General features: G+C 45.8%; 9 protein-coding genes (1 of these 9 running past the window's edge). All 9 read right to left on the bottom strand.

Features of this window, described 5'->3' with window-relative positions; translation table 11 throughout:
* Window positions 1-3,538, bottom strand: partial view of an S-layer homology domain-containing protein gene (locus MKX36_RS10615; protein ID WP_340864631.1) — the 5' portion only. It extends 1,022 nt beyond the left edge of the window; 3,538 of the gene's 4,560 nt are visible here — the first part of the coding sequence; the start codon lies at window positions 3,536-3,538; its stop codon lies beyond the left edge, outside the window.
* A 26-nt stretch (window positions 3,539-3,564) separates the two neighbouring features.
* Window positions 3,565-7,035: an Ig-like domain-containing protein gene (locus tag MKX36_RS10610; RefSeq protein WP_340864630.1), complete on the bottom strand. Its 3,471-nt coding sequence runs from the start codon at window positions 7,033-7,035 to the stop codon at window positions 3,565-3,567.
* Window positions 7,036-7,867: 832 nt separating this feature from the next.
* Entirely contained in the window at window positions 7,868-8,113 is a 246-nt protein-coding gene (locus MKX36_RS10605) for a type B 50S ribosomal protein L31 (protein WP_016821159.1), read from the bottom strand.
* 510 nt (window positions 8,114-8,623) lie between these two features.
* Window positions 8,624-8,773: a 50S ribosomal protein L33 gene (gene rpmG / locus MKX36_RS10600; RefSeq protein WP_013370941.1), complete on the bottom strand. Its 150-nt coding sequence runs from the start codon at window positions 8,771-8,773 to the stop codon at window positions 8,624-8,626.
* A gap of 69 nt (window positions 8,774-8,842) precedes the next feature.
* Window positions 8,843-9,412 (bottom strand): hypothetical protein, encoded by a 570-nt coding sequence (locus tag MKX36_RS10595; protein WP_340864629.1) that lies wholly within the window; start codon window positions 9,410-9,412, stop codon window positions 8,843-8,845.
* 85 nt (window positions 9,413-9,497) lie between these two features.
* The gene (locus MKX36_RS10590) at window positions 9,498-10,874 is read right to left on the bottom strand and encodes an MFS transporter (protein ID WP_340864628.1); all 1,377 of its coding nucleotides are present in this window, start codon (window positions 10,872-10,874) and stop codon (window positions 9,498-9,500) included.
* Window positions 10,875-10,965: 91 nt separating this feature from the next.
* Window positions 10,966-11,433: a MarR family winged helix-turn-helix transcriptional regulator gene (locus tag MKX36_RS10585; RefSeq protein ID WP_340864627.1), complete on the bottom strand. Its 468-nt coding sequence runs from the start codon at window positions 11,431-11,433 to the stop codon at window positions 10,966-10,968.
* A 213-nt stretch (window positions 11,434-11,646) separates the two neighbouring features.
* Window positions 11,647-14,676, bottom strand: a complete 3,030-nt coding sequence (locus MKX36_RS10580) for a GAP1-N2 domain-containing protein (RefSeq protein WP_340864626.1) — start codon at window positions 14,674-14,676, stop codon at window positions 11,647-11,649.
* Window positions 14,673-15,938, bottom strand: coding sequence for a TRAFAC clade GTPase domain-containing protein (locus MKX36_RS10575; RefSeq protein ID WP_017428407.1), 1,266 nt, complete (start codon window positions 15,936-15,938; stop codon window positions 14,673-14,675). Before MKX36_RS10575 ends, MKX36_RS10580 begins: the two co-directional genes overlap by 4 nt.
* Window positions 15,939-15,948 lie beyond the last annotated feature (10 nt).

Genomic DNA, 15,948 nt, shown 5'->3' with positions numbered 1-15,948 from the left:
CTTCTACTTGAGGCGGCTGATTAGAAGACGGGTTAGGCAAGCCGGATGATTGGACATTGACCTGGAAGCTGGTTGAAGTTTCCCCTCCACGACCATCCATAGCCGTAATTTCTATGCTTGTCGTTCCTGCACTTAGTGCCTGAATTTTCAACTGAGCTCCAGCGATTTCCGCCGAAGCAACGGACGGATCAGAAGAGGTGGCCTTAAAAGTCAACGTATCACCATCAGGATCAGTAAAAACGGAACCTAAGTCGAGTGAGTAAACCTCACCACCTATAGTAAGCGATTGGTCGGCAGGTTTAGTTTCTACTGGATTCTGATTCTCTGGAGTTCCAGCCGTGACAGTGGCTTTAAAAGTTTCGATCACTTGCCCTCCTCGGTCATCTGTTGCTTTGATCGATACTAATGTGCTACCGATCGTTAACGGTGTAAGAGTGAGCAAATCCCCATAAACGTCAGCCGTCACAACAGTCGGGTCAGAAACACTAACATCGTAATTTAAAATATCGCTATCAGGACTGGAAAAGAAATCGTTTAAAGACAATTGAATATTGCCTGTATTTATTTCTTTTATCTGGTCCGGAATCCCTGACGAAACTGGGGATTCATTGACAGTAACATCAAAATCAGTAGTGACCTCGCCCCCGCGACCATCTTCTGCTTTAAGCTGAATCGTTGCTGTTCCTGAAGAAATTGCATGGACGGTGACTTGGTATCCGTTAACGGATACAGCAGCAACTGATGAATTCGACGATTCTACCGAAACATCCACAGGATCGCCATCGGGATCGTGGAATACAGAAGATAAATCCAGGATATAATCTGCATTGCCTAAAATCAGTGTCTGATTATCCGGCTTCTGATCTATAACCGGATTTTGGTTAGGAACAGCGGTTACTTCCAATTGGAATGACTGGCTTGTGCTGCCTCCATGGCCATCGGATGCTTTAACGGATACTACTGTGCTGCCAATCTTTAACGGTGTAATGGTAAGCGCGTCCCCATTCAGCACTGCAGTCGCAACCGAAGAATCGGAAATATCAATGCTGTATGATAACGTATCCTGCTCATGGTCGGTAAAGAAGTTGTTTAAAGATAACTGAATGTCGCCTGAATTGATTTGTTTCGTTTGATCCGGAATTCCCAGGGATGCCGGAGGTTCATTAACGGTAATATCAAAATTGGTCTTAACCTCGCCTCCACGGCCATTTGCCGCTTTTAGCTGGATGTTTGCTGTTCCTGAGGAAACCGCATGAACCGTAGCCTGGTTTCCGTTAATAGAGACCGTCGCAATGGACGGATCCGAGGATTCTGCCGAGATGGTTAGCGGGTTGCTATCCGGATCAAGGAATACCGGGGATAAATCCAGGATGTAGTCCGCATCGCCAACAGTGAGCGTTTGGTTGCCTGGTTTCTGATTTACAACTGAATTTTGATTAGGTACTGCAGTTACCGCCAATTGAAACGACTGACTTGCGCTGCCTCCCCGACCATCGGATGCCTTGACGGTAACTTGGGCATGTCCTACAGTTGCCGGAGTTAATACCAATTGATCACCAGTCAAGGTAAAGGTGGCAATGGAAGGATCATCGATCGCAACCTCATAGGTCATAGGATCATTTTCAGAATCCGTAAAAAACGATCCTAAAGATAAGGTTACGTCGCCGCTCCCTAACTGCTTGCTTTGATCAGGGATACCCGATGAAACAGGAGATTCATTGACACGGACTTTGAAATTCGCACCCGCTTTCTTCCCGGCCTGGTCATCTGCGGCGATCGTAATGGTCGCAGTCCCTTTGCCAACAGCCTTAATAAATAGATTTGTTCCCTCTACTCGAACTGTACTGATTTTTGTACTAGACGACACTGCCGTATATTTGAGCTCGGACTGCTCCTCGTCCGTAAAATGACCAAGCAAGTCAATTTGAAGTTCAGAATCGCCCACCGTTACGGCCTGATCGTCATATTTGGTCACTAACTTCGGCGCTGTATTGGTCACAACCGTAGAACGCGAGCTGCCAGAAGAAGTTGTAGTGACTCCTGATACCGTCGAAGAGGACACACCTGCTGCAAATGAAGTATTCGTGACTTGGCTGGAGGAGCTTACACTAATATTTGCTGCAGAGTTATTTACTTGTAAATTTGAAATGGTTCCAGCTACCTCCAGACTGACCGGGGTGGAACTGTTCACAGCCAATGTATTAATGGAGGCCTTGCCTGTCAGAGCTACGGACCGATCGCTGTTGACCGACATTTGCTGAATAGTCCCCTGCAACTCTACCTGCTGGGCACCGGCAAGAACATTCAACTGCAGTATCGTTGAGGATGAATCATTTTCAATCGTTGCATTGGAAGTCAATGTCATTTGATCCACCGTCGAATTTCCTTGAATGACAACGTGGACATCCTGTTTGGAGACCTCGACATCCTTCAGCTCAGATGCATCAAATAATACGGTGTTCTGGTCACCACCCTGAATATATGTTTTTCCTTGTACCGTAAATTTAGAGGCATAGAAATCATGTCCAAGGCTTGACGTAACTGTAAAGCTATTTTTGACATTCAAATTCATAACTGAAATGTAATCACCGTCAATAGTTAAGTCTCCGTCAATCGTAGAGTTATGACCATCTAATACAAGATTACCACTGAATTCGGAAGCTTGCCCTATCGGGGCTTGCCCGCTCGCATGGATGACTAGTTTGGTGATCGATTCAATGGTCCGCTGTGATGCTACAAATTGAATATCTGCTCCTTTGAGAATCTCCTGGTTAGAGGTTTGCAAGATTCCTTTAACTGAATCCGAAAGTTTATATTCAATCCCGTTAATCCAAGCCTTTCCATCCTCCACTTTTTGGAGTTGGACAACATGGTCCTTAGGGAAAAAGGTAGACATCATATACTGGGCTATATCTTGACGTTGAACAGACGATTTAGGTTTGAAAGCGGATTGATCCGTCTCCATGGAACCCGACTGTAAAGCCGTATTTACGTAAGGCCGTGCCCACGGGCTAACCCGATTCCAATCAGTAAGTTTAGCAGACTCCGTGGCGTCAGCTGCGATAGGAAGCCCGGCGGCCCGCATAAGCAGTACTGCCGCCTCCTCTCTGGTCACTACCGCTTTGGGTCTGAATTTGTTACCGTCGTCTCCATTCATGAGTCCTGCACGGTGTACAGCCTCAATATAGGGACTCGACCAACTTTTCGAGTCTACATCCGCAAAGCTGCTGGTTGCTGCTTTAGAAATAGAGAGTTGCAGAGCTTGAGTTAATAGAACCGCCATTTCTTGACGAGTCAACAAATCCGTTGGCCGATAAGATCCGGATGGGTCTCCACGCAGAAGCCCAGCTTCAATGGCTTGGAGGATGCTTGTCTTTTGCTTAGAAGCAACATTATTGATGTCTTTAAAAGGCAGGCTGGCCAGAGCTGCTCCGTTTGATGCATCACTGGCAGCAGATGCAATCGTCTGCAAGGCTGTTGGAGCAACAAGTGCAGCCAAAGCTAATGTAATCAGCCATTTATTAGGTTTAGAACTCATGATGTTCCCTCTATTCTTTTTATTCATTATGGCGCCTCGCTGCTAAAGATACCGATATTATCCGTATAATCGATTCCTTCATCAATCCATTCACTTTCCTCGTAGTGGCCTGCATTTCCATGGGTAACACCGGATTGTCTAGCTATAGTGGTATGAGGCTGAAACACCGCCGTATCAATCAACTGATTATCGTAATAGAGCGATAGAGTGACAGGTGCTGAATCATCGTTATAAAATCCCATATCCGTGAAGTAATCTACATGTGCATCACCAAAATACATGGTATCTCCTATCACAAAAGTAGCTCCACCTGGAATAAAAGCACCAGCGTCTTGACTTATCTCAATCGAATTTCCACCGTTACTGCGTTCAATTCTAATTTTTGAAGCATCCAATTCCTCAGAACCTGCATTATAGAGCTCAATAATCTGCATCATAGAGTCGCTCTCCCCCCATGCCAACTCAGAGAAGAAAAGTCCCTTTTTTTCTCCAACAGTGACTTGGAAGATCGTTTGAACGGTTCCCCCCTTCCCATCATCTGCGGTGACTGTTACTGTAGCACTTCCTAATGCAAGCGGAGTAATACTCAGTTGGTCACCGGTAACGGAAACCGTTGCTACGCCAGGGTTCGATGAATCAGCAGAATACGTTAGCAAGTCCAAATCTTCATCTGCAAAAGTTGAAGCAAGTCCGATAGTCGTGTCCATAGCACCCGCTTCTGTAGAAATATCATTAATCGCGCTTTGAACAACAGGAGCATGATTAACAGCGGGTGGAGGAGTCACCGTTAGAGTGAAATTCGTATCCACCGTGCCACCGTTTCCGTCATCTGCCGTTACCGTAATCGTGGCTGTACCGGCGTTCACTGGCGTTATTTTCAGATCACTTCCGTTTACCGCTACTGTCGCCACGCCTGTATCTGTTGTAGTTGCGGTGTATGTCAGCGCGTCGCTGTCTTCATCTGCGAACACACCTGCAAGGCTCACCGTCTTGATGCCGTCTGCGGCTCCTGTCGTTACATTGTTGATCGACGTTTCCACCGTCGGGGCATGGTTCACGGCTTCGGGGATCACCGGTGTGATCGTCACGTTGAACTGCGTATCCACTGTGCCGCCGTTTCCGTCATCTGCCGTTACCGTAATCGTGGCTGTACCGGCGTTCACTGGCGTTATTTTCAGATCACTTCCGTTTACCGCTACTGTCGCCACGCCCGCATTCGGCGAAGTTGCAGTGAATGTCAGCGCGTCGCTGTCTTCATCTGCGAACACACCTGCAAGGCTCACGGTCTTGATGCCGTCTGCGGCTCCTGTCGTTACATTGCTGATCGACGTTTCCACCGTCGGCGCATGGTTCACGGCTTCAGGAATCACCGGTGTGATCGTCACGTTGAACTGCGTATCCACTGTGCCGCCGTTTCCGTCATCTGCCGTTACCGTAATCGTGGCTGTACCGGCGTTCACTGGCGTTATTTTCAGATCGCTTCCGTTTACCGCTACTGTCGCCACGCCCACATTCGTCGAAGTTGCAGTGAATGTCAGCGCGTCGCTGTCTTCATCTGCGAACACATCTGCAAAGCTCACGGTCTTGATGCCGTCTGCGACTCCTGTCGTTACATTGCTGATCGACGTTTCCACCGTCGGCGCATGGTTCACGACTTCGGGAATCACCGGTGTGATTGTCACGTTGAACTGCGTATCCACCGTGCCACCGTTTCCGTCATCTGCCGTTACCGTAATCGTGACTGTACCGGCGTTCACTGGCGTTATTTTCAGATCACTTCCGTTTACCGCTACTGTCGCCACGCCCGCATTCGTCGAAGTTGCAGTGAATGTCAGCGCGTCGCTGTCTTCATCTGCGAACACATCTGCAAAGCTCACGGCCTTGATGCCGTCTGCGACTCCTGTCGTTACATTGCTGATCGACGTTTCCACCGTCGGCGCATGGTTCACGACTTCGGGAATCACCGGTGTGATTGTCACGTTGAACTGGCTGTTTATGGTCCCGCCCTTGCCGTCGTTCGCCGTAACCGTGACATTGGTTGTTCCTGCACTCACCGGTGTGAGAGTCAGCTGACTTCCGTTCACTGATACCCTCGCTACGTTCGTGGCAGAAGATTCTGCTGTGTAAGTCAGAGTGTCTCCATCAGCATCAGTAAAACTATTTGCCAGATTAATCTTTTTAGGCTCATCTGCTGTACTTAACGTAGTATCAGTAAACCCAGTAGTAACGCTTGGCGCATGGTTAGTCACTGAGTTTGTTGAAGTTCCACCTCCAGAGGAAAATGTCACGCTACTCGACGTAGCTGTAGTCGCTTCATGAACCGTCCCGTCAGCCGACTGAATTTTTCCAATCTGTTTTTGTACTTCGTTGTAATTTTGGATAACTTGTGAAGCAGATACATCTTTAGGCAGCTGAATCATTTCAACTTTAAAATTCGGGTTCAATGTCACTTTAGCATTTGCGTTGGCAACTTTGAGCTCCCCAATTGTCCCTGTTCCTTTAATAGAAATACCATTGCTAGAATTCACAATAAGATGGTTTGCATTTCCATTCAGTTGGGTATTAGAGACACCGTCGTTAAGCTCGATTACTCCTTTGATATCTCCTTTAATCTGAACACCATCACCTGAAATTCGAAGCAGACTGCTTTCCGGTAGACCATTGGTGTTTAACACAACATCTTTTTGCACGATCTCCAATTGTTGCAGCCCGTCCACATTACGATTGCGCGAATTAAACTTTAATATAGCTCCTTTTAACGCATCTTTATTGGAGTTTCCGATCAACTCTTTCAACTTTCCTTCTATTAAATAAGGAACATTATCGATCGTTACAATGTCTCCATCAATGCTATTGATCGTAGCTGTTTGCTCTTGAGTTTTGAAAATATCCAAGAGAAAAGGAGCAATATCCTCCCTTTTTACTTCACCTGTGGGATTGAGCCTGCTGTCATGAATGTCAATTAAGCCCAGACGAAGTGCCGTATCTACCGATCCAGCCGCCCATTGGCTTACCAAGGACTGATCTTTGGGCAAAATGCTTGATCCGCCCTCTGCATTAACCCCTCCAACTGCACGAACAAACACGGCTGCCAGCTCTTCACGTGTAACAGGGTCGTTCGGACGGAAATTCCCTAATCCATCCCCGGATAGAAATCCAGCTTTTTGTGCGGCCTCTATATATGGCGCAGCAAATTGTTTACTTTGCACATCTTTAAAAGTAGAAGAACTCGAAACAGGGTCCAATTTTAAAGCTCTGACCAATAATACTGCCAGTTCCTGACGAGTTAATGTTGCTGCAGGGCGAAAGGTTCCTTGAGGATCTCCCGATAAAAGCCCCTGGCGTACAGCTTCTTGGATGGTTGCCATTTTATCACTCGTCACATAGGATGTATCTGAAAACAAATTATCGGCAGGCGTTGCAGCGTAAGCAGAAGTACTGAATGTCGCCTGAAGAGCAACAAGAGCGGCTGCCCACTTAAGTGAATAAACCTTCAATGGTTGTACCTCCTAATTACTTTTGAGTAAAACGACCCATTCGATCTTCGAAAAGTCGGGTAATAAGTCCGATCCACTATATTTCTCAACAAAAAAACACGTTTATATTAATCTTTTGTTCATATATTTATCGAAAATAAGTGATTTATGTCGTTTCGAATTAATATACACGGAACCACTGAACCAATTCTGAACAAAAGTTATTATAATGGTGCTAGTTACAGCAAGTGCCCAACTCTATTCTTCAAAGAACTCATTTCCGCGAGTGATTTATCAGAATCCTCCATTAATCGCGACTCATGTTCTATAAAAAAATAATCGCAGGCTAGGTACCTGCGATTATTTTTAAGTAAGACAATCTTATTCGAAGTATAGAATTACGTTATAAAATGATTAGTTTGCCAAGATTAGCATTGTCGACAATTGTGCGCGTTCATTTTACATTGGAAAGCAGCAGCTTCTCGTACCGTTCCGGGAAAACTGCTGCTTTCATGTTCTTATTACACTTTGGCACTTGCAAAATGAGCATGTTATCAAACAATCAGGATAAGCGGTACCGATTAACAGTGTTGGGATTGGAACAACGTGCAGTTTGAGCAAAAGGTGCGTGATGCGATCTACGGCTTTTTCCGGAGGAGAAGTGATCCACATGGCAATGACAAATCGGGTTACTTGATTAAGCTTACTTAAAGCTAGTAAAAGAGTGTTACATTTGAGGCGCAAAATACATTTGTTATTCGCATTGTTTTCGGACGTAACTAGTCCGTAGATAACAAAAAAGCTAGGTTTACGAATTATCAACATAATCCGTAAACCTAGCTTTCGAAGAGTCTTACTTAAGGTTGTATTTTTTGTTAAAGCGATCCACACGTCCACCGATATCCACGTTTCTTTGTTTACCAGTGAAGAACGGGTGGGAAGCGGAGCTAGTATCTACACGGATAACTGGGTATGTGTTGCCATCTTCCCATTCCATCGTTTCTTGCGAATACTTAGTGGAAGCACTCAGGAAAGAGAATCCACAGCTAGGGTCTAAAAAGATAACTTTATTCAATGTTGGATGAATATCTTTTTTCATTTGTTTCACCTAATCTTTCATGTAGTTTTAGTTTCAAACTCAAACGTACTGCAGCAATGCTCCATCAGTTAGCAAAAAGAGCGGTTATGTCTCAGAAAAAAAGACGACAGATCGTAACAGTTGCGCTCAAGGTCGTAAACGACAAGCGAACGATGCCGTATATATCGCATCGCCCATTACACGAACGCTCCGTATCTTTCGTTAGCCTCCATCGTTATATAAGCATATTGTGAATGGTTCTCCGGCTCGTCCTGCATGCTGACATCAGCATAGGATAACTCGGTGGCCACGTGCTTTCGATTCAAAAGGCAAAGCGTGCCATGTAGCTTAGCATCTATCAAACAACCATGAAAAGAAGCCATCCTCTTAGGTGCTAGCTTTAACTTTGGACACTCTGTCCACTGGACTAATTCAAGTTTTCGCCGGTTCCATAACGCAGGCTTTATGCAAACTTAACAGGCTCCGCTCACGAAGCAGAATCATTCAGGTTGCTATGCAGCAAACCTCAAATTATCTAGTTTCACGATGAATCGTGTACTTTTTCAAACGCGGAGAGTATTTTCTCATTTCAATACGCTCCGGATGATTTCTTTTGTTCTTGGTTGTTGTATAGTTGCGATCACCGGATTCGGTGCATGCCAAGGTAACAATAACGCGCATTTGTTCTTCCTCCTCAATTGGAATACATGGTATACAATTACAATAGTAATTTTTACGATTAGTTCTATTCTATAATTCATGCTCCTCTTTGTCAACCTTGGAGTCGCGGTTTGTTGCTTCTTTTACCGTGTTCCAGCGATTACGGTACTGTACTAGCTTAGGATGAAGTTCCAAGGGTTCACTCGAAAGCACCAACCTGACGTTTCTAATCCGTTCTCCAAAGGATACATAGGAAGCGCACAAATTAGCAGTTTCAGGACTCATATACAAAAAAAGCGGAGTTGCATACTTTTCCGCCAAAAAACGAATGGCTGCTTCAATCGGCGTATACTTTTTTCGCTTACCTTCCCAGTTCTCAATCACAACAGCACTCAAAGCCTGCTCTCGCTGCCACTCTCCCAGCTCGTCGACCCGCTTATAATACGAGCGTACTGGCTGCTTCCACATTCTTCTGACGGTTTCTTCATGTAGTGGATACAGCACCAACTTTGTAAAAGATAGTGCAGCCCCCGTTTCGGCAAAAAGCTCCAGCTCACTGGCTGTAGTCTGCTCAAACGTATCATAGTAGACCATAGTCCCTTTGTGCGTTTCGATTGGTGGTTCATAACCATAGGGTACATATTGAAGGTTTCTTGTCATGCTGGGCACTCCGTCCTTCCATAGAAAATTTCTCCTTCTATATTATACCCTTGTTATGGCATGAGCTTATATAAAATGTTTATCCTTATTCGACAGCAGGCCTATTGCCACGTGCCCCTCGCCGGAACTGCAACGCATAAAGCCCCATCGTCACAAGTGCAATCAGCGCAAGCACCGTAAATATATTGCTAAAATTGAACACCTGGACATTAGATACAACAGGATTCAAATGAAAGGACGAGGAACTATCTAACGTTTTGCCCAAAATACTTGTTGTGATCGCCCCGGCAATGAAATTCAACAGAGATAACAGCCCCATTCCAACACCAATCTGATCTTTCGACAAAGTACGAGAAATTGTGTTGGACATGGCAATCTGCATAAAGGTCTGACCTACATTCCCGAAAATAAGCAAAAACAAAATCAGATACGGAGACGCACCTACAAACGTGGACAAGCTGATAAAGCAGATAAATAATAGCGATACGGCTGTATACACCAGAACTGAATTCCCTTTGCTATCGGCCAAGCGCCCCCCTTTTTTTCCTAATAGAGCTGACGCAATAGCAGCGGGAAACATAATCAGTCCAATCGTTGCTGGTGTAAGCTGGTTGAGACTATTCAGAAACTGTGGTGCCAAGTAAGGCAATCCAAAGCTAATCCCCGTCCCTAAAAAAGCGATAAGAAGCCCATATGAATATTGCTTGTTACGGAACAGCTTCGGCTGGATGAACGGATCGTGGGTAGTATTAATGCGCCATATAAACAGTCCAAATAAAACCACACCGATCAGAAAAAATACCATATTGGCTTGTGAAATGGAAAGCAACAAGAAGGCCACTGTTCCACCCAGCAATAATCCACCCAGAAAATCAAACTTCTGATCCTCTCCTCGCTGATCGTCCAAGTATTTGCGAAAGAACGGCAAAGCGATCAGTGGCAGCATGGAAATGACGAACAGAAAACGCCAGCTCGCAAAGCCTGTAATCAAACCAGAAATAATAGGAGCCAGTGCAGTGCCTAATGCTAAGCCGATTGCTGTGACGCCCAAAGCTCGCCCTCTTTTTTCAGCCGAGAAATAACGAACAGGAACAATCATAGCAGTTGCCGGAATAACAGCAGCCCCTGTGGCCTGAAGCAAACGAGCTACAATTAACATCCAAAATTGATTGGCCAACAGCCCAATAAGCGAGCCTAGTGCAAAAAAGATAATCCCAAATGTCAGCAAATCCTTGAGACGATACTTATCTGCCAGCTTACCGTAGGTCACCGAGCCAACCGCATACACGATCATATAACCCGTCAGCAGCCAGCTTACATCGGAGGCACTAATATGAAATTCCTCCCGGATCACAGGCATTACTACATTAAACATAAAAGCGTTCATCACTGAAAAAACAAGTGTGAAGGCCAAAACACGCATAAGCTTATCCGCATTGGGATAAGTTTGTTCTTTTATCATTTGGTTTCTCCCTCTCCTGTTAACACCTTATCTAGGTGACTTTTTATAGCTTATGGATTCCCCATCCGGACACATTTTTCTATTTATCCGTTCAAACGCAGGTATTCGCAGGACGGTAATCGTGAAGAATTTTTTTGAGCAAACCGCGCAGCGCCTCTGACTCTCCGACAGATAACGTTTTGCCTACGGAGCTTTTAATTTGCTCAATGGTACGTTCGGCTACCTTGTGAATCTCCAAGCCTTCCTCGGTCAAATAGATTTGCTTCATTCGCGCATCTTCCGGATGAGTTTGGCGTACTGCCCAGTTTTTCTTAACGATCCCGTTAACCAGGCTGGTAACACTTGATTTATCAATAAGCAATAGCTTTTCCAAATCCGTATTGGTGACTCCAGGCGACATCGCCAGTATATAGAGCGTCTGCGATTGTGGGGAGGTAAGCCCCAAAGGGCGCAGTGCTGTTTCAATCTCACGCCGGACAGTGGTGAAAATCCATTTAATTAAATACATCGTGCTCTCCTCCTCCCATGGAAGACAAACGGGGTACACCTCACTTCCCATTTCACTGCTAACCTCCATATCTATCGAATTTTAATAGTTTGAATTCCAACTAATTTTAATCAGCCGCCTATTTGGTGTCAATACCTTCGTAAAATGATCGTCTACTAAATACAGTCAGTTTCAAAATAACGAATACATTCTATATATATAAACTTATACATAGCAAAAAAACAGGCCCTGAAAGGAACCCGTCTTTTTACTGTCTATAGTTGCTTAGTCCGCAGTTTTCACTTGAACTAGCGGATAATCTTTCCCATCAACGGTAACCGTGCTAGCATCATTTAGCTCTAGCCGTTGCCAAATGGTCAACAACGTACGATAAGGATACTTGTCGAGGTCATATTCCGTTATTCCTGTACCATTATCGGACGTGCTGGTCGTGGTTTTATCAGTTGCTATACCGCTACCCTCAGTTGATATCTCTGAAGTCGCGCCTCCATCTGTGTTGTCTGTCACTGCTCCAGTCTGATCAGCGGTTTTTCCGCTGGATGTACCGTTCAGATCTGTAGAACCACCACCTGTGGATTCTCTGTCTGCTGTCTTGCTTTTGGTGGTAGCTCCCTCAGTGTTAACGTCACCGGACGAACCATTGTTAGCTTTACTGGCTGCTTCCTTATCATTCTGTTCAGCAAGCGTAAAATTTTCGTATGAGTGCTCCTGTTGATCCGAGCCGACAATGACGAGTTTTTTAGGCTTAAATTCTGCCTGCTCTGCCGATGTTTGAAACGCAAACAACAGCTTGACCATTTTCGTAGTGGACTTGGTATTAGGTACATGTGTCACTATTGCAGTAGGCTCCTCTTTTACCGGCACTATAGGCTCTACTGGCTGTTGTACAGGCTTTGGAGCAGCGGCAGGCGTTGGTGTGTCAACAGATCCGATTACCCCGGTTGCTTTCAGGCCGCCTAATGTACCTGCAATAATGATTAATACGATCCCGGAAATCACCCCGCCTTTGCGGAAACGACGAAGCGTTTTGACCAAAGGCGTATCTGTCTCACGCTTTGCTGCCAAATAGAAATTTTTAAACACAGGCTTAGCAGATTCAAAATATTGACGCCAAAGCGTCTTTTTATGCAGTCCCTCTCGTCCTTCCTTTTGGAAGAATAAAAGCAACGCACGCCGATAGGCTGGCTCAAAACCACCACGTGGAGTAGCAAACTCAGCGTGTTCCTCCGACCAGCGGATAAAGCGGTACATCGTATCGTTATCCTTCGCCCATTTGCGGATCGAACTGACCAGGCGAGCAAAATCCAGTATTCCCTCGCCAGTACCATCAGAACGATAGAAAGCTGGCAACAGACGGGCAAAATGGCCTTCTGCAAGCTGCTGGGGCAGCCAACCATAAGCCCAATCTTGCACCTTTTCTACTTCGCTTGGCTCCAGACCGTCTAGCACCGATGGTTCCGGGTGCTCCGTGTTAAACCAATCATAAGCCGCAATCAATCGCACGGCTTGTCCCTTGAGAGGAGCAGGCAACTTTCCAACCCACTGCACCAAATCGGGCCGTGTGAAAAACGGAATCTGTACGACCTGATCAGGTGAAATTTCTTTTAGCTCTACTTCAGTGAGCAAATACCGATCCGCTGCTTCCTGTAAGCGTTCTGTCAATCCGGATTGCTCCAGCGGGGACAGTGTGCCTACGGCAGAACTACTGTCCCATTGACGCAAGCGTTGGTGAATGGCAGCCACAGCCTCTACCGGCTTTCTCTCAGCACGTAGCTTGCCCATCAATGCAGATTCGGCCAAAAGCTGAAAATCGACATTCGCCGACACTTCGATATACCGACTGCCCCATTCATGCACCACGGCCAACAGGCCCTTTACATCAGGCGTTCTTTTCATCTGACTGTCCATGTATGGAATGAACAGCATTTTGGTGAGTGCCGGATTACCCAGTACTTTCGTAAAATAGACCTTGCCTAATGACGGATTCTCTTCAATCGTATGATAAATATATGTGACTGCTTCCGTATTCCTGGCAGTATAAGCATTGTTTAGCGAACGGATTAAATATTCCACCAGCCGATTTTCGCTGCTGCGTGCATGAACTTTATAATAGTCCTTGAAGCAATCGACCAGCCCTACATCCGGAATATGTCCATCCTTCACCCGATCAAACTCATGATCAAAAAATGAAAGAAACAGATCATTCAGCCGCATTTTACGTGGTAACGCATCAGATGGCGATAAATAATCAGTCAAGCTTCGTAATACAGCGATTCGCTGCTCGTTGTATAATGACCGCTCTCCCTGCTCAATTCTGTACAGCGTAATGAGCTCATGATAGCTGGAGGGCAATAGTTCACGTCCTGCCTCCATGCCTGTCAGCATTTGCTCGGCAAATTTGAGAAAATCGTCCGCAGCCCCGCCATTCAATAGCGTACGGACAATCCAGTCAAAATAAGGCTGTTTCACCTGTTCTGCATCCACATTCAGTATTCGACTATTGTTAGAGAGGTCAAATACAAAGTCCTTTTCTACATTCCGATCACCGGGACGCAAGCTGAAAGGCTCAACGAACATTAAGTGAATGCCTTTTCTGCTGTTCGGTTCCTGCGCATATGTAAGAAATCCGAGTCTGTTGCGAAATGCATAAGGCAGTGCCGCGTACAACACACCCAGCAGTTGCTTGGCTGAGGATGCTACCACTTCTGCTGGCACATTCAGCGCTACATATACCTTTTTGCGACCCGCGGCTGACATCATGACTGCGTACAAGAGCTGCTTGAACACTTCTTCGCTCAGCTGCAATTGAGCCAGTACTGCAGACGGGTCAACAGCGGGAAATACACTTCCACCTGGTAGACGCTCTAATTCCGGTAATTCCGTTCCCTGCTCAATATCATAGGTATCGACAAACGAAGTGTTCAGCCACTGCTTATAATCAGATGGAGACTCACCATGTCCGGCCGGAATCACATAGTTATGCGTAAAAAAAGCGCTCCGCAGCCCAGTGAAATCCGCTGCTTTATAAATACTGCGTCCGAGCACTACATCCCCGGACTCTGTCCGTACCAGATGTAAAGCTTCTGGATAGACACTCTCCTGCTTCTCACCACGCGCTGTCAATGCCGCAGGCGCATCATACACACATAAAGGATGCAACACCTTTTTAATAAATGAAGTATCCAGTCCTTTGGAATTAGCCACGGTATCAAAGCCTTCGGTAGAACGGAAAATACCACGCCGTTCCCGTGTGTACATCTGCTGCTGTATCATACGAGAGGTAGGATAACTCACTGTGATTCTCTCCCCTCGATGTACTTCAACTTGTATAGCAGCCAAATGAATGGCTCATCTACACGGATCGGACTAACCAACCCTTGCAGCTTTTGCTCCACCGGATTGCTACCTAGAGCAGAAACCGCGAAATAGGCTGTATCTGTAAAATATACATCCATTGTGCCCTTGAACGGCTTATCCACCTTCTCGATAAAGCGCCGAACTTCGCCATCAATGTTCGAGAACTCATCCAAATCCATGTATTTGCGATGTTCCATTGGATTAAAAATATTGCTGTTCGTCTTGATATACGTGCCTTCTTCATCTGCCAGCGCAGTAAGCATGTCGCTTTTGGTCAGGACCACAGCGGTTGGAATGTCCGTCTTGCCTTTTTCCTGGTATGCGATAAAGTCACCGAACATCGTAAGTACGACATCACGCGGCTCATCATATTGCGAGACCCATTCACCAGGCTTATCGCCAAGATTAATCTTAATACGTTCCCGGATAGAACGGATTTGTAGTGGATCGACCATAAAAAGAATACCCGCAGAATTTTTTATATGCTGTCCATGCAGTCCCAGATAGTCCTGATCGACCATCCCCTCACCAGCTACATCAAAAAATACCAAAGTCAGTGGTGGCTTTTCCTCATCCTTAAATACAAACTGGAAAATAAAAGGCTCCTGCATCTTTTCTTTTTGCGTCGATGTAAGCAGATCGCCACGTTCAAACAGTGGTTCCTCATACATCGTGCGGAACTTGCGGCTGATCTCTGCATTGAGCGGCATGCAAGCCGCGTCAAAATGGTCGGCCGTCACATGCTGCAGCGTGTGAATCAGGGAGGTCATATATACAGATTTCCCCGCCTGTGAAGCTCCAATAATCGAAATGATATTACTCGGCACCTTGCCTGCGGTTACAGGCAGTTCGTTATGGCAGTGTGGGCACAGTCGGTGACGCGTCAGCTCACCGTAACGGTCCGTCAGACCTGTCAGCACATGATCTGAATACAAGCGATGCTCCTCAGGTACATCATAGGGATGAAGAATTGCCTCCATATCATGCACACTATCCAAGCCAAAACGCTCCCGATATTTGTTCAACAGCTCATCTTCACCCAAAGCGTAATCCTCATCATCTTCGCGGTGATGAGAAGCACGGAATACCACTTCCTCTGGTGAAAATTTACTAAAGCAATAAGGGCACACAATATCATAGAATAACGGCCGTGGCTCGGCCTGTGGCTTTCTTCTGAATAAATTGCTAAGAAAACTCATCGGTTGTGGC

The organism is Paenibacillus sp. FSL W8-0439, assembly GCF_038008995.1.
GTDB classification, from domain to species: Bacteria; Bacillota; Bacilli; order Paenibacillales; family Paenibacillaceae; genus Paenibacillus; species Paenibacillus polymyxa.
Note: the sequence above shows the minus strand (reverse complement) of the source record. Positions and strands in the feature narration are given on the sequence as shown.